The 18,789-nt window shown below is 62.6% G+C and carries 19 protein-coding genes; 12 read left to right on the top strand and 7 right to left on the bottom strand.

Features of this window, described 5'->3' with window-relative positions; translation table 11 throughout:
• Nucleotides 1-686: 686 nt before the first annotated feature.
• Nucleotides 687-2,354 (top strand): energy-dependent translational throttle protein EttA, encoded by a 1,668-nt coding sequence (gene ettA / locus B2790_RS21550; protein WP_015268893.1) that lies wholly within the window; start codon nt 687-689, stop codon nt 2,352-2,354.
• Nucleotides 2,355-2,666: 312 nt separating this feature from the next.
• Complete coding sequence (gdhA, locus tag B2790_RS21555) at nt 2,667-4,007, top strand: NADP-specific glutamate dehydrogenase (RefSeq protein ID WP_015268894.1); 1,341 nt, start codon at nt 2,667-2,669, stop codon at nt 4,005-4,007.
• Nucleotides 4,008-4,138: 131 nt separating this feature from the next.
• Here the strand turns inward: gdhA and B2790_RS21560 are convergent, their stop codons facing one another.
• From B2790_RS21560 to B2790_RS21575, 4 genes are all read right to left on the bottom strand, one after another.
• Nucleotides 4,139-4,636 carry a GreA/GreB family elongation factor gene (locus tag B2790_RS21560; protein ID WP_286919704.1) on the bottom strand — a complete coding sequence of 166 codons (498 nt, stop codon included), beginning with the start codon at nt 4,634-4,636 and terminating at the stop codon, nt 4,139-4,141.
• A gap of 67 nt (nt 4,637-4,703) precedes the next feature.
• Entirely contained in the window at nt 4,704-5,060 is a 357-nt protein-coding gene (locus B2790_RS21565; RefSeq protein WP_085706332.1) for a hypothetical protein, read from the bottom strand.
• A 215-nt stretch (nt 5,061-5,275) separates the two neighbouring features.
• A complete protein-coding gene (locus B2790_RS21570; RefSeq protein WP_286919706.1) occupies nt 5,276-7,129 on the bottom strand; it encodes a DUF4105 domain-containing protein in 1,854 nt (617 codons plus the stop codon).
• Between the two features lie 74 nt (nt 7,130-7,203).
• A complete protein-coding gene (locus B2790_RS21575; RefSeq protein WP_003256313.1) occupies nt 7,204-7,692 on the bottom strand; it encodes a DUF3015 domain-containing protein in 489 nt (162 codons plus the stop codon).
• Nucleotides 7,693-7,945: 253 nt separating this feature from the next.
• Between B2790_RS21575 and B2790_RS21580 the strand changes: the two genes are divergently transcribed.
• The 5 genes from B2790_RS21580 (at nt 7,946) to B2790_RS21600 (ending at nt 12,741) form a co-directional block, all read left to right on the top strand.
• Nucleotides 7,946-10,384 carry a Lon protease family protein gene (locus tag B2790_RS21580; protein ID WP_085619571.1) on the top strand — a complete coding sequence of 813 codons (2,439 nt, stop codon included), beginning with the start codon at nt 7,946-7,948 and terminating at the stop codon, nt 10,382-10,384.
• Nucleotides 10,385-10,545: 161 nt separating this feature from the next.
• Nucleotides 10,546-10,884 (top strand): hypothetical protein, encoded by a 339-nt coding sequence (locus tag B2790_RS21585; RefSeq protein ID WP_003247487.1) that lies wholly within the window; start codon nt 10,546-10,548, stop codon nt 10,882-10,884.
• 200 nt (nt 10,885-11,084) lie between these two features.
• Nucleotides 11,085-11,573, top strand: coding sequence for a TIGR00645 family protein (locus tag B2790_RS21590; RefSeq protein WP_003247486.1), 489 nt, complete (start codon nt 11,085-11,087; stop codon nt 11,571-11,573).
• 159 nt (nt 11,574-11,732) lie between these two features.
• A complete protein-coding gene (locus B2790_RS21595; RefSeq protein WP_286919707.1) occupies nt 11,733-12,038 on the top strand; it encodes a DUF6482 family protein in 306 nt (101 codons plus the stop codon).
• Nucleotides 12,039-12,123: 85 nt separating this feature from the next.
• Complete coding sequence (locus B2790_RS21600) at nt 12,124-12,741, top strand: FKBP-type peptidyl-prolyl cis-trans isomerase (protein ID WP_025337633.1); 618 nt, start codon at nt 12,124-12,126, stop codon at nt 12,739-12,741.
• Between the two features lie 127 nt (nt 12,742-12,868).
• Here B2790_RS21600 and B2790_RS21605 read toward each other — a convergent pair whose 3' ends face one another.
• The 3 genes from B2790_RS21605 to B2790_RS21615 all read right to left on the bottom strand — a co-directional run bounded on the left by B2790_RS21605 (nt 12,869) and on the right by B2790_RS21615 (nt 14,697).
• On the bottom strand, nt 12,869-13,114 hold the full coding sequence (locus B2790_RS21605; RefSeq protein ID WP_003256316.1) for a hypothetical protein: 246 nt from the start codon (nt 13,112-13,114) through the stop codon (nt 12,869-12,871).
• A gap of 84 nt (nt 13,115-13,198) precedes the next feature.
• Nucleotides 13,199-13,540 carry a zinc ribbon domain-containing protein YjdM gene (locus tag B2790_RS21610; RefSeq protein ID WP_286919708.1) on the bottom strand — a complete coding sequence of 114 codons (342 nt, stop codon included), beginning with the start codon at nt 13,538-13,540 and terminating at the stop codon, nt 13,199-13,201.
• A gap of 188 nt (nt 13,541-13,728) precedes the next feature.
• A complete protein-coding gene (locus B2790_RS21615; protein ID WP_286919709.1) occupies nt 13,729-14,697 on the bottom strand; it encodes a polyprenyl synthetase family protein in 969 nt (322 codons plus the stop codon).
• 244 nt (nt 14,698-14,941) lie between these two features.
• Here B2790_RS21615 and rplU point away from each other — a divergent pair, with 244 nt between their 5' ends.
• From rplU to B2790_RS21640, 5 genes are all read left to right on the top strand, one after another.
• Complete coding sequence (rplU, locus tag B2790_RS21620; protein ID WP_003247466.1) at nt 14,942-15,256, top strand: 50S ribosomal protein L21; 315 nt, start codon at nt 14,942-14,944, stop codon at nt 15,254-15,256.
• 38 nt (nt 15,257-15,294) lie between these two features.
• Nucleotides 15,295-15,552 (top strand): 50S ribosomal protein L27, encoded by a 258-nt coding sequence (rpmA, locus tag B2790_RS21625; protein ID WP_003247464.1) that lies wholly within the window; start codon nt 15,295-15,297, stop codon nt 15,550-15,552.
• A gap of 189 nt (nt 15,553-15,741) precedes the next feature.
• The gene (gene cgtA, locus B2790_RS21630) at nt 15,742-16,968 is read left to right on the top strand and encodes an Obg family GTPase CgtA (protein ID WP_025337634.1); all 1,227 of its coding nucleotides are present in this window, start codon (nt 15,742-15,744) and stop codon (nt 16,966-16,968) included.
• An 85-nt stretch (nt 16,969-17,053) separates the two neighbouring features.
• A complete protein-coding gene (proB, locus tag B2790_RS21635; RefSeq protein WP_025337635.1) occupies nt 17,054-18,172 on the top strand; it encodes a glutamate 5-kinase in 1,119 nt (372 codons plus the stop codon).
• Between the two features lie 22 nt (nt 18,173-18,194).
• A complete protein-coding gene (locus B2790_RS21640) occupies nt 18,195-18,638 on the top strand; it encodes a CreA family protein (RefSeq protein WP_038407896.1) in 444 nt (147 codons plus the stop codon).
• Nucleotides 18,639-18,789 lie beyond the last annotated feature (151 nt).

Raw genomic sequence — 18,789 nt, forward strand, 5'->3', positions numbered from 1 at the left:
AGTAATTAGATTAAGTCATATTCATCCAGGCACCGGCCTCGACCAAAGCCAGCAGCGAAGGAAGGGAGGCCTGGCTTGAGCGATCAGGGCATCGAGCATCTGCGCAACAGAGTGTGGGTGATGCCGTGTTCTTTGCGCAGGCGGGCAATTCGCTCGCCCACGGCAATGAAAAATTCACGTTTTTCGCTGGTGATGCTCAGTCCGCAGGCCAAGCCCCGTCTTGGTCTATACCAGAGGGGCGTACTCCGCTTTGCTCAGCCTCCCTTTATCCAATGATGAACATGACTACCTTTCTGCCACCCAGCAGGCGAACAGTTGAGCGTGTCGCACGTAGTTGAGATGATAGCCAGCTTGGCAGCGGCGACGACTGGCGCAGGCGCCACAGGAGCGAGCAGCCTGCCGGCTCTGAGCGTCATGGCGAGGTCGATTTTTGTAGCGAGAACATGAGGTAGGGCGGAAAAAGGCTGCTTCACTGCGTTGCACCACCCAGCGACGGCATCCAGACCCCCGGCCAATCCTCGCCAGCTGCGCAACGGATCATTTTCATGGCGAGAAGGCTGTTTACGCGTTTTTGCAGCCCAAATTAACAGCGCGACGCCAGACAACGAATTTTTTGGCAATGGCAGCCCGGTCAAATTCACGTGGGCTGCCCGGTATTTCTTAACCTTTAGACTGGGGTATCCAGAATGGCTCAATACGTCTACACCATGCATCGGCTGAGCAAGGTCGTGCCGCCGAAGCGGGAAATTCTCAAGAACATTTCCCTGTCGTTCTTCCCGGGCGCCAAGATCGGCGTGCTCGGCCTGAACGGCGCCGGTAAATCGACCCTGCTGCGGATCATGGCGGGCGTCGACAAGGAATTCGACGGCGAAGCCCGTCCGATGCCCGACATCAACGTTGGCTACCTGCCGCAGGAACCGCAACTGGACCCGAACAAGTCGGTGCGCGAAGTGGTCGAGGAAGCGGTCAGCGTGATCAAGGACGCCCAGGCACGCCTGGACGAGGTCTACGCCGCCTACGCCGAACCGGATGCCGACTTCGACAAGCTGGCCGCCGAGCAGGCCAAGCTGGAAGCCATCCTGCAGGCCGCCGACGGCCACAACCTGGAGCGCCAGCTGGACGTTGCCGCCGACGCCCTGCGCCTGCCGGCCTGGGACGCACGCATCGAGCACCTGTCCGGTGGTGAGAAGCGCCGCGTGGCCCTGTGCCGCCTGCTGCTGTCGGCCCCCGACATGCTGCTGCTGGACGAACCGACCAACCACCTGGACGCCGACTCGGTGGCCTGGCTGGAGCGCTTCCTGCACGACTTCCCGGGCACCGTGGTAGCTATTACCCACGACCGTTACTTCCTCGACAACGTCGCTGGCTGGATCCTGGAACTGGACCGCGGCGCCGGCATCCCGTACGAAGGCAACTACTCGGGCTGGCTGGAAGCCAAGTCCGAGCGTCTGGCGCAGGAATCCAAGCAGCAGAGCGCCCACGAAAAGGCCATGAAAGAAGAACTGGAATGGGTGCGCAAAGGCGCCAAGGCCCGCCAGTCCAAGTCCAAGGCACGTCTGCAGCGCTTTGAAGAAATGCAGTCGCAGGAATTCCAGAAGCGCAGCGAAACCAACGAGATCTACATCCCGGCCGGCCCGCGCCTTGGCGACAAGGTCATCGAGTTCAAGAACGTCACCAAGGGCTACGGCGACCGCGTGCTGATCGACAACCTGTCGTTCTCCATGCCTAAAGGCGCCATCGTCGGTGTGATCGGTGGTAACGGTGCCGGTAAGTCGACCCTGTTCCGCATGCTGATGGGCAAGGAACAGCCGGACTCGGGCAGCATCGAGATCGGTGAAACCGTGCAGCTGGCCTGCGTCGACCAGAGCCGCGAGGACCTGGACGGCGGCAAGACCGTGTTCCAGCAGGTTTCCGACGGCTCCGACATGATCCGCATCGGCAACTACGAGATCCCGTCGCGTACCTATGTAGGTCGCTTCAACTTCAAGGGTGGCGACCAGCAGAAGTTCGTCAAGGACCTGTCCGGTGGTGAGCGTGGCCGCCTGCACCTGGCCCTGACCCTGAAGGAGGGCGGTAACGTCCTGCTGCTCGACGAACCGTCCAACGACCTCGACGTCGAAACCCTGCGTTCGCTGGAAGAAGCCCTGCTGGACTTCCCGGGCGCGGCGATCGTGATCTCCCACGACCGTTGGTTCCTGGACCGTGTGGCTACCCACATCCTGGCGTACGAAGATGACTCGAACGTGGTGTTCTTCGAGGGTAACTACACCGAGTATGAAGCCGACCGCAAAAAGCGCCTGGGCGATGCTGCTGCCCAGCCGCACCGTGTACGGCACAAGAAGCTGGCCCAGTAAGCCGGTGTTCTGATGCACAAGAATGGGGCCCTTTGAGGCCCCATTTTTGTGCCTGACTGGAAAGTGGTGCTGGCTTCTTCGCGGGCATGCCCGCTCCCACAGGAGCCCCTGGAACCCAAGGCCTGTGATGAACCTGTGGGAGCGGGCGAGCCCGCGAATGAAGCCGCCGCCGACCCCGGTTTTGTATACACTTATAGAAAACGCACCAAATAATTTCAAAAAAACGACATTCCGCCCTATTCCGGTGCGATTGCTTCTTGGTACATTCGTGAAAAAACCAATAAGTCCAATCCTCTTGGTGAGATGTCTACCATGATCGAATCTGTCGACAATTTCCTCGCGCGCCTGAAGCAACGCGACCCGGCCCAACCTGAATTCCACCAGGCTGTGGAAGAAGTGTTGCGCAGCCTATGGCCATTTCTCGAGGCCAACCCGCATTACCTGCAGGCCGGCATTCTGGAGCGCATGGTCGAGCCCGAGCGCGCCGTGCTGTTCCGCGTGTCCTGGGTCGATGACCAGGGCAAGGTGCAGGTCAACCGCGGCTACCGCATCCAGATGAGCAGTGCCATCGGCCCGTACAAGGGCGGCCTGCGCTTCCACCCGTCGGTCAACCTGGGTGTGCTCAAGTTCCTGGCCTTCGAGCAGGTGTTCAAGAACTCCCTCACCTCCCTGCCCATGGGCGGCGGCAAAGGCGGCTCGGACTTCGACCCCAAAGGCAAGAGCGACGCCGAAGTCATGCGCTTCTGCCAGGCGTTCATGAGCGAGCTGTACCGCCACATTGGCGCAGACCTGGACGTCCCGGCCGGTGACATCGGCGTGGGTGCCCGCGAAATCGGCTTCATGTTCGGCCAGTACAAGCGCCTGGCCAACCAGTTCACTTCGGTGCTGACCGGCAAGGGCATGACCTACGGCGGCAGCCTGATCCGCCCGGAAGCCACCGGTTACGGCTGCGTGTACTTCGCCGAGGAAATGCTCAAGCGCCAGGACAAACGTATCGATGGCTGCCGCGTGGCGATTTCCGGTTCGGGTAACGTGGCCCAGTATGCTGCGCGCAAGGTCATGGACCTGGGCGGCAAGGTAATTTCGCTGTCCGACTCCGAAGGCACCCTGTACGCCGAAGCCGGCCTGACCGATGCCCAGTGGGATGCGGTGATGGAGCTGAAGAACGTCAAGCGTGGCCGCATCAGCGAACTGGCCGCGCAGTTCGGCCTGGAGTTCCGCAAGGGCCAGACCCCTTGGAGCCTGCCGTGCGACATCGCGCTGCCATGTGCCACGCAGAACGAGCTGGACGCCGAAGACGCCCGCACCTTGCTGCGCAATGGCTGCATCTGCGTGGCCGAAGGCGCCAACATGCCGACCACCCTGGAGGCTGTGGATATCTTCCTGGAAGCGGGCATCCTGTATGCGCCGGGCAAGGCCTCCAACGCCGGTGGCGTGGCCGTGTCGGGCCTGGAGATGTCGCAGAACGCCATGCGCCTGCTGTGGACTGCCGGTGAGGTGGACAGCAAGCTGCACAACATCATGCAGTCGATTCACCATGCTTGCGTGCATTACGGTGAAGAGGCGGATGGCAGCATCAACTACGTCAAAGGTGCGAACATCGCAGGCTTCGTGAAAGTGGCTGATGCGATGCTGGCGCAGGGCGTGGTCTGATTCGAGGCCCTAGGGGCTGCTTTGCAGCCCATCGCCGGCAAGCGCGGCTCCCACAGGTACTGAACAAGGCTTGAGAGCTGCGCGCTTCCTGTGGGAGCCGCGCTTGCCGGCGATGGGGCGCGAAGCGGCCCCTAGGGCCCACCATCAATTTCGATAACTTCGATTACCTGCTCCCCCACCGGTCGCCGCCAGACCACCTCATCCCCAGGCCCTGCCCCGAGCAAAGCCCGCCCCAACGGCGAACCCCAGTTGATCAACCCCCGCCCGGCATCCGCCTCATCCTCGCCCACCAGCCGCACCACATGTTCCTGGTCCTGCCCATCGACAAACCGCACCCGGCTACCAATCTGCACCTTGCTGCGCGATGTCGCCGCCGGCACCACCTGGGCACTCTGCACCCGCGCGCTGAAGTAGCGCAGGTCCCGTTCGGTATCCGCCAACCGCTGCTTGTCGCCACGTTCGCCCTGTGCCTGCAGTTCGCTGCGCAGGGCATTCAGTTCGGCCACGCGCTCCTGCAGCTGGCGCATGCCACTGGCGGTCACGTAGTTGGGTTGTTCACTGACCCGTCGCTCGACTGGCTGATCAGCCTGGGCAGCGGCCTGGTCTTCGTTGACGAATGCTCGGCTCATGCGTGGCCTCCTTGTGCAGGAGACCATCATCGCAGGCCGCCGGTTTCAAGGGATGTCCGTTTGCGACTCAGTTGTGGCGATAGGCGCGTGCGGCGTCGCGGTCCTTTTCCTGCTCCCAGTCGCGCTCGCGCTGGTCCCAGAAGCGTTCGTGGTACTGGCGCTGTTCTTCGCTGTTCTGCATGGCGTGGCACTGGCGAAAACCGTCGTCCCAGCCGCTTTCGTACTGGCGCTCGTGCAGGTAGCGCGGTACGTCCTTGCGAAAGCCACCGACCATCAGCCCTGCCGCCTGGCGGCCGCTGCTGCAGCCATCCTGGAAGCCATCGGCATAGGCGGGGGGATAGCCCTGGTGGACCATCTGCTCGTGGGTGGTTTCGCAACCAGACAGCAACAACGCCATGCACACGCCGAACCAGTACCGCGACATAACCACAAAACCCTCCGGTTGATACTGGAAAGTCTAGGTGGCGATTTGTCGGGGGGCCGTCAAAACAGTGTCAAAGAGTCGGTTGGTTCACACTGCTCTGCTGCCCTCACTGGCCCATTCGCGGGCACGCCCGCTCCCACAGGATCACCCCAGGATTCGAGGCCAGTGCAGTACCTGTGGGAGCGGGCATGCCCGCGAAAGGCCGCAAAGCGGCCTCAGTAGTGATACCACTTCAACTCCAGCATCACCTCGTTCTGCGCCGTAGCCAGGTGGCTGAACTCCCGCGAAGCACTCAACCGCAGGCCCAGGTTCTGGCTGATCTCCCATTGCTGGTTCAGACTCACACTGCGCCGTACCTCGCCATTGGTGAAGTAGTCGCCCTTGGCCTCCAGCGTCATGTTGCCCAGCCAGTTGCGCCACAGCAGCCCGCCATTGAAGCCCGCCGCCGGGGCGATGAACTGGGCAAAATCATTGTGGTGCTCGACCCGCACCGTGCCCAGGGCAAAGCCCAGCAACCCGTCGGCCAGTTGCCAGGTGCCGCCGGCCCCGCCGTTCACATGGCTCACCAGCACTTCGTCATCATGCTTGCCCGGCACCCGCTCCAGCCCGCCGGCCACCTGCCACGACCAAGGCTTGAGCAGCTCGTTGCGCGGTGTCAGCGAGCGGATGGTGGCCAGGTCCAGGCGCTGCACCTGCCAGTCATTGCCTTCGTACTGGCGCAGCTTCAGCTGCAGGATCTCGATCTGCGCCCCCAGCGGGAAGCCATAGGCGTTGTCATTCAGGTCGTGGTAGGCCATGCGCAGGCCGTACTCGGCGTAGGCGCGGTCTTCGCGGGTGCCCACGCCAAGCTGCCAGGTGCGCGAGTCATGGCCGTCCTCGGGCAGGCCCGGGCGCTCGATCTGCAGGGGCGGTGGCGGGTTGCTGTTGATTGCCCGCAGCAGTTCGAAGCTGCGTTTCGCCTGCCCAGGGTCGCGCTCCTGGCCATTGGCGCGGTAACGCTCCAGGCGGTACGCGGCATCCTGCACCAGCGCCTGGCGCTGGCGGGGGAGGGCCTTGAATTCGGGGCTCTGCAGGTGCGCGGTGTCGGCGCTTGCAGCCAGCACCTGGCGCTTTTCGTCGTGATCGAGCGGCTCGGCCCGGGCCAGCAGTTCACGTTCGCGAGAGGGGCGGTACGTCTCGCTGGCGACCATGCCGGACTGCTTCACGGCCTTCACCGTGTCGGTCGGGATGGCGGTCAGCGGGAACTGCGAGGTCAGGTCCAGGCTCGGCCGGGCCACCTGCAGCAGCTCCAGCAGGCGGTACGAGCAGTTTTCGTCGAAGAAGAAGTAGTCGAACTGGACCTGCTTCAGCTCCCACACATGTTCGACCATGCGCCCGGTTTCTTCCGGGGTCAGGTCCAGCTGGTACTCCCACAGGTCGCGGTTTTCCAGGCTGCGGTATTCGGACAGTTTTTCCTGGTAGGGCATCAGCGCGAACAGGCCCGGGTAGCCGCCCATCAGGCCCTTCCAGGCGTACAGGATGCTGTTGTCGCTGCCTTCGATGTAGGCACCGAAGTTGATCGCGTAGCTCAGCAACGTGGTGTCGTCGCTGCGGGTGTTGGACTGGTCGATGCGCAGCAAGGTGTGGCCGAACATCGATGACGGGCTGTTCAGGTAGGCCGCCGGGAAGATCAGCGCCGCACTGTGCGGGTCGATCGACTGGTACCAGGTGGTGAATTCCTGACAGTCCGGTTGCGGCAAGTCTTGCAGGTCGAGCTGTTCGCGCAGCCAGCGGGTGCGCGCCGGGAATACGCACTGGGCATGTTTGTCGCCGAGGCTGGCCGGGGCGTACAGCGCTTCGACCGTGGCTTGCAGCTCCTGGTCGGGGTGGTGCGCGCCATCCGCTGCGAGGAAGAACGCATCATCGTCCACATAGCTGCGCCAGCCACCCAGCTTGGCGGTTTCGTAATGGCCCAGGGCAATCCAGTAAGGGGTGTTGGCCAGTTGCTGGACACGGCCTTGGTCCAGCACGGGCGCGGCATGAACAGGGGCGCAGGCACACAGCGCCAGGGATACGAAGCGTTTGAGCATGTCGGGCAACTACTTCTCAACGATGCCGAAAAAAGGCGAAACCCGCCCCGGGGCCGGGGCGGGAGCAGCTGCACTCAGGCCTCGGTTGCGTATTTGGCCAGGCGTGGGTCGTTCTTCAGAACAGCCAGGGTGTTGCTGTGGACGGTTTCGGCAGTGACGTCGGCGCTGCTGAAGATCTGGTTGAAGTGTTGGTGGGTGACCGATGCGAAGTAGCCACGGTCTTCCGGGGCCACGCCGAGAACCACGGCATAGGTGGTCAGTGCTTCGCCCTGGCCCATGGCCATGTCTTCGGAAAGCTCATTCATCATGCCGTTCATGGCGAACCAGGACTTGCCGCCGTAGGTCAGCGAGGCCTTGGTCGAGCAGCCGTTGGTGCCGGAGGTCATGCCGAAGGTGGCGTTACCGGAGGTGCCGTTGGTGGTGGAAGCCAGGAAGTGTGCCGGAGTGCCGCGCTGGCCTTCGAACAGCATGTTGCCCCAGCCGCAGTTCGGGCCGCCTGGCGCTTCGGCCATGGCATTGATCGAGACCACGGTGAACAGAGTACCCAGAAGAATCCGTTTCATAGCATTTGTTCTCTATTTGACTTAACCAAGGGTCAGGGTTTCTGGCAACTCGGTTGCCAGGTCGGGAAAGCTTTTCACCCACCCGCGCAGCTTGGAGTTTAGGCACGATCTAAGAGTTGCGTTGTTGATTGCGAAAAATTTGCGGTTACATGACCCGCACCGGCTGCGACATAAAGTCCCGTGGAGCCTTGCAAGGCGCGCGCGGGCGGCGCCAGAATGCTGCGTATCTGCCCCGCCGAAGTAAGGAAACCCAATGCCCGATCCTGTCGCTGCGCGCCTGCGTCTCGCGCCTGAAGCCCTGACCCGGCGTTTCTCCCCCGAGCAGTTTGCCTTTACCAATACCGACGATCTGGAGCCGTTTCGCGGAGTCCTGGGCCAGGAGCGTGCTGTCGAGGCCCTGCAGTTCGGCGTGGCCATGCCGCGCCCTGGTTACAACGTGTACGTGATGGGCGAGCCCGGCACCGGCCGCTTCTCGTTCGTAAAGCGCTACCTCAAGGCCGAGGGCAAGCGCCAGCAGACCCCGGCCGACTGGGTCTACGTCAACCACTTCGATGACACCCGTGAACCCCGCGCACTGGAGTTGCCGTCCGGCAGCGCCGGGGCGTTCATCACCGACATGAACGGGCTGATCGACAACCTGTTGTCGACCTTCCCGGCGGTGTTCGAGCACCCGTCGTACCAGCAGAAGAAAGGCGCCATCGACCGCGCCTTCAACCAGCGTTACGACCGCGCCCTGGATGTGATCGAGCGCGCCTCGCTGGAAAAGGACGTGGCCCTGTACCGCGACGCCAGCAACGTCGCCTTCACCCCGATGGCCGACGGCAAGGCGCTGGATGAAGCCGAATTTGCCCAGTTGCCGGAAGAGGTGCGCGAGCAGTTCCACGAGGATATCGCCCTGCTGGAGGAACGCCTGAACGAAGAGCTGGCCAGCCTGCCGCAATGGAAACGCGAGTCGAACAACCAGCTGCGCCAGCTCAACGAAGAAACCATCACCCTGGCCCTGCAACCGTTGCTGGCGCCGCTGTCGGAGAAGTACGCCGAGAACGCTGCGGTCTGCGCCTACCTTCAGTCGGTGCAGCTGAACCTGCTGCGTACCGTGGTCGAGCAACTGGTCGATGACAGCAAGACCGACGCGGCCGCGCGCAAGCTGCTGGAAGAGCAGTACGCCCCAAGCCTGGTGGTCGGCCACCACGCCGACGGCGGTGCGCCGGTGGTGTTCGAGCCGCACCCGACCTACGACAACCTGTTCGGCCGTATCGAATACAGCACCGACCAGGGTGCGCTGTACACCTCGTACCGCCAGCTGCGCCCGGGCGCGCTGCACCGCGCCAACGGCGGCTTTCTGATTCTGGAAGCCGAGAAGATGCTGGGCGAGCCGTTCGTCTGGGACGCGCTCAAGCGTGCGCTGCAGTCGCGCAAGTTGAAGATGGAGTCACCACTGGGCGAGCTGGGCCGGGTGGCCACCGTCAGCCTGACACCGCAGATGATCCCGCTGAACATCAAGCTGGTCATCATTGGTTCGCGCCAGCTGTATTACGCGCTGCAGGACCACGACCCGGACTTCCAGGAGATGTTCCGGGTGCTGGTGGACTTCGACGAAGACATGCCCATGGTCGACGAGAACCTGGAGCAGTTCGCCCAGCTGTTGCGCACCCGCACCAACGAAGAGGGCATGGCGCCACTGACCAGTGACGCGGTGGCGCGCCTGGCCACCTACAGCGCCCGCCTGGCAGAAAACCAGTCGCGCCTGTCGGCACGTATCGGCGACCTGTTCCAGCTGGTCAGCGAAGCCGATTTCATCCGCCAGCTGGCCAGTGACGAAATGACCGACGCCGGGCACATCGAGCGTGCGCTCAAGGCCAAGGCCACCCGCACCGGGCGTGTTTCGCAGCGGGTGCTGGACGACATGCTCGCCGGCATCATCCTGATCGACACCGAAGGCGCGGCCATCGGCAAGTGCAACGGCCTGACCGTGCTGGAAGTGGGGGATTCGGCGTTCGGTATGCCGGCGCGCATCTCCGCCACCGTGTACCCGGGCGGCAGCGGTATCGTCGACATCGAGCGTGAGGTCAACCTCGGCCAGCCGATCCACTCCAAAGGTGTGATGATCCTCACCGGCTACCTGGGCAGCCGCTATGCCCAGGAGTTCCCGCTGGCGATCTCGGCGAGCATCGCCCTGGAACAGTCCTACGGCTATGTGGACGGTGACAGCGCCTCGCTGGGCGAAGCCTGCACGCTGATCTCGGCCTTGTCGCGCACCCCGCTCAAGCAGTGCTTCGCCATTACCGGTTCGATCAACCAGTTTGGTGAAGTGCAGGCGGTGGGTGGGGTCAACGAGAAGATCGAAGGCTTCTTCCGTCTGTGCGAGGCGCGTGGCCTGACCGGCGAGCAGGGGGTGATCATCCCGCGTGCCAACGTCGCCACGCTGATGCTCGACGAGCGTGTGCTGCAGGCAGTGGAGAACGGCATGTTCCACGTGTACGCGGTCAGCCAGGCCGACGAGGCGTTGAGCCTGCTGGTGGGCGAGGAGGCCGGTGTGCTGGATGACAAGGGCCAGTTCACCGAGGGCAGCGTCAACGCCCGGGTGGTGGAGCGCCTGCGTGAGATTGCCGAGATGATCAGCGAGGAAGAAATCGAGAAGGCGGAGAAAGAACGCCTGGAAGAGGTAATTGCCCAGGCCAAGCCGGCCTGAGTCAAGAAACCGGCGCTAGCGGCGATGTGCTACCGTTCAGCGCCGGTTTTCCATCTTTCTATACCGTTCTTCTATGCTGGAACTTAAGGACGGTATCAGCGTTCAGGATGGAAACAGCCTGAGGTTCAGGCTGAACAAGGCTTTTTGGAGGGGGCGCGGCCATGCGCAATCTCAGCCTCACACGCCAGTGCCTGGGCCTGGTGACCCGCATCGAATGCAGCATACGTCCGCTGGCCGGGGACAACGGCATGTGGACGCTGCTGTTCGCCGCCGGCATGGCCGGTGAACAACCGTCCGCGATCAAGGCCCAAGGGCCGTTCCATGGGCCGTTGGTGGCCGAGTCTGTGCTCAATGCCATTGTCGACAGCCTGACCTTGCATGGGTATCAGGTGGCCGAGGATCCGCAGATCTGGTGTTTGCATTTGCAGGCGCAGTTGCGGCGGATCAATGGTGAGCGGTGTCGGAACCTGGGGGATTACCAGTTTCATCCTGAGACCTGAGTAACTTTTACTGGCCTCATCGCCGGCAAGCTAGCTCCCACAGGTAAAGCAAAGACCACAGGTCGGTGATCAACCTGTGGGAGCTGGCTTGCCGGCGATTGGGCTGCAAAGCAGCCCCGATTCACCGGGCTTTTGCTGTAACAGGTGGCTGGCTATACTCGGCGTCGCTTTTTTAGTCACCTGATGAGTCCCGACACTCCATGGAACGTATCCTCGAAAACGCGATGTATGCCTCGCGCTGGCTGCTCGCCCCCATCTACTTCGGCCTGTCCCTCGGCCTGCTGGCCCTGGCGCTGAAATTCTTCCAGGAAGTGGTCCACGTCCTGCCCAACGTCTTCGCCCTGAGCGAAGCCGACCTGATCCTGGTGATCCTGTCACTGATCGACATGTCGCTGGTGGGCGGCCTGCTGGTGATGGTGATGATCTCCGGCTACGAGAACTTCGTCTCGCAACTGGACATCGACGAGAGCAAGGAAAAGCTCAACTGGCTGGGCAAGATGGACTCTTCGTCGCTGAAGATGAAGGTTGCCGCGTCGATCGTGGCCATTTCGTCCATCCACCTGCTGCGGGTGTTCATGGATGCACAGAACATCTCCACCGATTACCTGATGTGGTACGTGATCATCCACATGACCTTCGTGGTCTCGGCATTCTGCATGGGCTACCTGGACAAGCTGACCAAGCACTGAGCCTGTCAGGCCTCTTCGCAAACCCTGTGGGAGCGGGCAAGCCCGCGAAGAGGCCGGCACGGTCCACCTGACGAGCGGCGTCAGTCATGCCCTTGTGCATTCTCCCTTTCTGTACAAAAAATGAGCTCTCATGCGTGGTTCCCATCGCGAGGTGCTCTCATGAACCTGCATCAGCTCAACACCGAGGCCAGGGCTGGCCATGTCGACGAACTGAACCTGATCGCCATCGAAGGCGGTGACTACCTGCTCGAAGCGCGGATCAAAGGTCACCCCCATCCTCTCTCCGACACCCGTGGTGAACGCTTGCGCGTGCATTCGGTGGAGGATGCGCGCAATTTGCTGCAAACCATCCCCATGGTCTCGATGAACCTGGTGCACTGGTCGGTGCAGGACGAAATGTGCGGTATGGGCACGCACCCGGAAGAAGACTTGAAGGTGCCGATTTCCCAGCGCTCGGCCTGGTAGCTGCTCGCAGCGCCCCAGTGTGCTAGGCTGCTCGCCCTTTTCATCAAGGGCGCGGCTTCACTGCGCCCTGCAGTGGAGCACGACAATGTCCGAACTCAACCTGTCCACCGACGAAACTCGCGTCAGCTACGGCATCGGCCGTCAGCTGGGCGGCCAGCTGCGCGACAACCCGCCACCAGGCGTCAGCCTGGAAGCCATCCTGGCCGGCCTGACCGACGCCTTCAACGGCGCCGACAGCCGCGTCAGCGAAGCCGACCTGTCGGCCAGCTTCAAGGTCATCCGCGACGTGATGCAAGCCGAAGCAGCCGCCAAGGCTGAAGCCGCTGCTGCTGCTGGCAAGGCATTCCTGGTCGAGAACGCCAAGCGTGACGGCATCACCACCCTGGCTTCGGGCCTGCAGTTCGAAGTACTGACCGCAGGCGAAGGCGCCAAGCCGACCCGCGAAGACAACGTGCGCACCCACTACCACGGCACCCTGATCGACGGCACTGTGTTCGACAGCTCCTACGACCGTGGTCAGCCGGCTGAATTCCCGGTAGGTGGTGTGATCGCTGGCTGGACCGAAGCCCTGCAGCTGATGAATGCTGGCAGCAAATGGCGCCTGTACGTGCCGAGCGAGCTGGCCTACGGCGCCCAAGGCGTTGGCAGCATCCCGCCGCACAGCGTGCTGGTGTTCGACGTCGAGCTGCTCGACGTTCTGTAATGCCCTCGGGGCCGCTTTGCGGCCCATTCGCGGGCAAGCCCGCTCCCACAAGATCCCCACAGCATTCGAATCCTGTGTTGTGCTTGTGGGAGCTGGCTTGCCGGCGATGAGGCCAGTCCTGCTGGCCTCAATTCCAGTCTGTCCCCCCGGGGCGCAACGCCCGCGCATAGCAGAACAGAAACAGATTTCGCACCAGCTCCTTGAGCACCCCCGGTTCACTCGAGTTCAGCCCGCTCATGTCCAGGTCGCCCTGGTCGCGCAGCTCGTCGAGCGCTTCTTCTTCAAGCACCGCGCACACTTCGCCGGTTTCCCGATGAAGAATGCGCAGGTAGGGGTGAGGGCGGTCCAGCCAGGCGTCGATCAGATAAGTCATGGCTATTCTCCTTGGATAGCAGTCCCAATGAGAATAATTCTTATTATCTGAATAGCAAGCGCCAATTGGCGGTTTTTTGGAAAATCAGACCTTGCGTACGAACTCGGACTTCAGCTTCATGGCGCCGATGCCGTCGATCTTGCAGTCGATGTCGTGGTCGCCATCGCACAGGCGGATGTTCTTGACCTTGGTGCCGACCTTGACCACCAGGGACGAGCCCTTGACTTTGAGGTCCTTGATCACGGTGATGGTGTCGCCATCCTGCAGGATGTTGCCGACCGAGTCCTTCTTCACCACCTCGTCGCTGGCCGCTTCGGCATCGCCGCTGGCCGACCACTCGTGGGCGCATTCAGGGCAGATCAGCTGAGTGCCATCCTCATAGGTGTATTCGGAGTTGCATTTCGGGCAGGGTGGCAGAGTGCTCACTTCGGTTCCTCAAACAAACAGACGGGCGGTTAAAAACCCGAATTGTATAAGGTATTTTTTCAGAAGTGATTATGTCCGGACAAAAGCATTCGCGGGCTTGCCCGCTCCCACAGGATCTGCGCTACCTTTGAGGCTTGCGCGATCCCTGTGGGAGCGGGCAAGCCCGCGAATGGATTTGATGCGATCTGTCAGTGAGTACGCGCGACCGCAAACTCGCTCAGCTCGACCAGCGCGTCACGATATTCGCTGGCCGGTAGCACTTCCAGGCACTGGATCGCACGCTTCACATAGTCACGCGCCAGCTCCGCCGTGTACTTCAGCGCACCCGACTCCTCGACCGCCACGCGAATCTGCTCCAGGTCTTCCAGGCCACCCTTCTGGATCGCCTGGCGCACCAGCGCAGCCTGTTCGGCGGTGCCTTCGCGCATGGTGTAGATCAGCGGCAGGGTAGGCTTGCCTTCGGCCAGGTCGTCACCGACGTTCTTGCCCAGGGTCTGCGAGTCGCCCTTGTAGTCCAGCAGGTCGTCGACCAGCTGGAACGCCACGCCCAGGTGGTCACCGAAGGTACGCAGGGCCTCGCACTGTTCGTCGGTGGCTTCGGCCAGCGCGGCGGCGCTGTGGGTCGAAGCCTCGAACAGCATCGCGGTCTTGCCGCGGATGACCTCCATGTAGACTTCCTCGGTGGTGCTGGCGTCGCGTACCCGCGACAGCTGCAGCACTTCACCCTCGGCAATCACGCGGGTGGCCTTGGACAGGATCTGCATGACCGGCATCGAGCCCAGTTCGACCATCATCTCGAACGAGCGCGAATAGAGGAAGTCGCCCACCAGCACGCTCGGCGCATTGCCCCACAGGGCATTGGCGGTGGAGCGGCCACGGCGCATGCCGGACATGTCGACCACGTCGTCGTGCAGCAGGGTAGCGGTGTGCAGGAATTCGATGGTGGCAGCCAGCAGGCGCAGGTCGTCGCCTTCGCGGCCCAGGGCCTTGCCACACAGCAGCACCAGCAGGGGGCGCAGGCGCTTGCCACCGGCGGACGTGATATAGTCGCCGATCTTCGATACCAGCGGCACGCGCGAGGTCAGCTGCTTCTTGATGATCTCGTCGACGGCGCTGAAATCATCAGCCACCGCGCGGTAGAAGGATTGGGGTTGCATCGGCTGCTCCAGTGAGGTTGCGCGGCATGCTAGGTCGCGGGTCCCGGTGTGTCAAGGCGCGGTGCCAGCGCCCCGGGGGCGGTACTTGCAAGCAAAACCGCGGTTGCGTACAATCGCGCACCCTAACTTCCTGGGCAGCACCTGCCTTACGCAATTGCGCCGGGCCGTTCCAGCCCTGTGCAGCCATGCCAGCCAATACTCATCATATAAAGCGCTGGGTGAGCAGGATTATCGGAGAAATACCATGTCTTACGCAGTAATCGTTACCGGCGGCAAGCAGTACAAAGTCGCTGAAGGTGAATTCCTCAAGATCGAAAAACTGGAAGTCGCCACTGGCGAATCCGTGACCTTCGATCGCGTCCTGCTGGTCGCCAACGGTGAAGAAGTCACCATCGGTGCTCCAGTTGTTGCTGGCGCTAAAGTAGTGGCCGAAGTCGTTTCGCAAGGCCGCCACGACAAGGTTCGCATCATCAAGTTCCGTCGTCGTAAGCACCACATGAAGCGTATGGGCCACCGCCAGTGGTTCACCGAGATCAAAATCACCGGTATCCAGGCTTAATCCCCTAGATCCCCTGAATTTATTTGGAGAATTGAACCATGGCTCACAAGAAGGCTGGTGGTAGTACTCGTAACGGTCGCGACTCAGAATCGAAACGCCTTGGCGTGAAGATGTATGGCGGCCAGGTTATCAAGCCAGGCAACATCATCGTCCGTCAGCGCGGCACCGAATTCCACGCTGGCTACGGCGTTGGCATGGGCAAGGATCACACCTTGTTCGCCAAGATCGAAGGCGTGATCAAGTTCGAGAAAAAAGGCGAGTTCATGCGCCGTTACGTGAGCATCGTCGCCGCTTAATCGCGACGTCGCTCCAGAAGCCCCGTCATGCGACGGGGCTTTTTCGTTTGTGGTGAGCCTCTTGCAAAGCTGTTTGTATGGGCTGCCGGCGTGGGTTTCTACGGTCGTACGGGGCCGCCGCGCTCATTTTTGCAAGAGCCTCAGGTTTTTCAGGTATTCAACTCGCCAGCAGGCGAGAGGCGGTTTTGAATGAAGTTTGTTGACGAAGTATCCATTCGGGTCAAGGCCGGTGACGGCGGCAACGGTTGCATGAGCTTCCGTCGCGAGAAGTTCATCGAGAACGGTGGCCCCAACGGTGGTGACGGTGGCGACGGTGGTTCGGTGTACATGATCGCCGACGAAAACCTCAACACCCTGGTCGACTATCGCTACACCCGTCACCACGAAGCCCAGCGTGGCGCCAACGGCGGCAGCACCGACTGCACCGGCAAGAAAGGCGACGACCTGTTCCTGCGTGTGCCGGTCGGCACCACCGTGATCGACGCTTCCACCCAGGAAGTGATCGGTGACCTGGTCACCCCGGGCCAGAAGCTGATGGTCGCCCAGGGCGGCTGGCACGGCCTGGGTAACACCCGCTTCAAGTCCAGCACCAACCGTGCACCGCGCCAGACCACCCCGGGCAAGCCAGGTGACCAGCGTGACCTGAAGATGGAAATGAAAGTGCTGGCCGACGTCGGCCTGCTGGGCCTGCCGAACGCTGGCAAGAGCACCTTCATTCGCTCGGTTTCGGCCGCCAAGCCGAAAGTGGCCGACTACCCGTTCACCACCCTGGTGCCTAACCTGGGCGTGGTCAGCGTCGACCGCTGGAAGAGCTTCGTCATCGCCGACATTCCCGGCCTGATCGAAGGTGCTTCCGAAGGCGCCGGCCTGGGTATCCGCTTCCTCAAGCACCTGGCGCGTACCCGCGTGCTGCTGCATCTGGTGGACATGGCGCCGCTGGACGAAAGCAGCCCGGCCGATGCCGCCGAAGTCATCGTCAACGAGCTGACCCGCTTCAGCCCGTCGCTGGCCGAGCGTGAGCGCTGGCTGGTGCTGAACAAGGCCGACATGGTCATGGAAGACGAGCGCGACGAGCGGGTCAAGGAAGTGGTCGAGCGCCTGCAGTGGGAAGGCCCGGTCTACGTGATTTCGGCCATCTCCAAGCAGGGCACCGAAAAGCTCAGCCACGACCTGATGCGCTACCTCGAAGACCGCGCCGATCGCCTGGCCAACGACCCGGCCTACGCCGAAGAGCTGGCCGACCTCGACCAGCGTATCGAAGACGAAGCCCGTGCCCAGCTGCAGGCCCTGGACGACGCCCGTACCCTGCGCCGTACCGGCGTCAAGAGCGTGCACGACATCGGCGACGATGACGGTTGGGACGATGATTTCGAGGACGACGAAGACGGCCCGGAAATCATTTACGTGCGCGACTGACCGGTTGCAGTACACTAAACGCCGCTCTTTGGAGCGGCGTTTTTGTATCCACGGTATCTACAGATTCGACATAGGTTGGAAGAAGATGCGAAGCAAGGTGACGGGCGCCAAGCGCTGGGTCGTGAAGATTGGCAGTGCTCTGCTGACCGCCGATGGCAAAGGCCTCGACCGCGGTGCCATGGCCGTTTGGGTCGAGCAGATGGTCGCGCTGCGTGAGGCAGGCGTGGAGTTGGTACTGGTCTCCTCCGGGGCCGTGGCTGCCGGCATGAGCCAGCTGGGCTGGACGTCGCGACCGAGTGCGATGAACGAGCTGCAGGCGGCTGCCTCGATCGGCCAGATGCGCCTGGTGCAGGCCTGGGAGTCGAGCTTCGGCGAGCACGGCAAGCACACCGCGCAGATCCTGCTGACCCATGACGACCTGTCCGACCGCAAGCGCTACCTGAACGCCCGCAGCACCCTGCGCACGCTGGTCGACCTGGGCGTGGTGCCGGTGATCAACGAAAACGATACCGTGGTTACCGACGAGATCCGCTTCGGCGACAACGACACCCTGGCGGCGCTGGTGGCCAACCTGGTCGAGGCTGACCTGCTGGTGATCCTCACCGACCGCGATGGCATGTTCGATGCCGACCCGCGCAACAACCCCGACGCCCAGCTGATCTACGAGGCCCGCGCCGACGACCCGGCACTGGACGCCGTGGCCGGCGGTACCGGTGGCGCCCTGGGCCGTGGCGGCATGCAGACCAAGCTGCGCGCCGCGCGCCTGGCAGCCCGTTCCGGTGCCCATACCATCATCATCGGTGGCCGCATCGAGCGCGTGCTGGATCGCCTCAAGGCTGGCGAGCGTCTGGGTACCTTGCTGTCGCCCGAGCGCGGCATGCTTGCCGCGCGCAAGCAGTGGCTGGCCGGCCACCTGCAGACCCGTGGCACCCTGGTGCTGGACGCCGGTGCCGTGCAGGCGCTGCGCCAGGCCAACAAGAGCCTGCTGCCGGTTGGCGTGAAAACCGTGCAGGGCAGCTTCCGCCGTGGCGAGATGGTGGTGTGCGTCGGCCCGGACGGCCATGAAGTGGCGCGCGGCCTGGCCAACTACAGCGCCCTGGAGGCGCAGAAGATCATTGGCCAGCCGTCGGATGCCATCGAAAGCATCCTGGGCTATATCGCGGAGCCTGAGCTGGTGCACCGCGACAACCTGGTTCTGGTCTGAGGGCGCGCACGTGCTGAAAAGGATGATTGCCGTGGCGGCACTGGCGTTGCCGATGCTGGCCGGGGCCGAGGAAATCGGCCAGGTGTCCACCGTGTTCAAGTTCCTCGGGCCGAATGACCGTATTGTGGTCGAGGCGTTCGACGACCCCAAGGTCGAGGGCGTGACCTGCTACCTGTCGCGTGCCAAGACTGGCGGCGTGAAGGGTGGGTTGGGGTTGGCGGAGGACCGGGCGGAGGCATCGATTGCCTGTCGCCAGGTCGGGCCGATCAGCTTCAAGGGTGAGCTGAAGGATGGCGAGGAAGTGTTCAAGGAACGCACCTCGCTGGTGTTCAAGACCATGCAGGTGGTGCGCTTCCTGGACAAGAAGCGCAATACGCTGGTGTACCTGGTGTACAGCGACCGCATGATCGAAGGCAGCCCGCAGAATGCGGTGACCGCGATTCCGATTCTGCCTTGGGCTCATTGATAGCCTGGTAGATCCTGGGAGGCCTTCGGCCTCCATCGCCGGCAAGCCAGCTCCCACAGGTACATTGCAGGCCTCGGGGCTTGTGCAATGCCTGGGGGAGCTGGCTTGCCGGCGAAAGGGCCGAAACGCGGCCCCAATTACCTCAGGCCAA

It is taken from the genome of Pseudomonas sp. UBA6753, assembly GCF_002453565.1.
GTDB lineage: Bacteria > Pseudomonadota > Gammaproteobacteria > Pseudomonadales > Pseudomonadaceae > Aquipseudomonas > Aquipseudomonas putida_Z.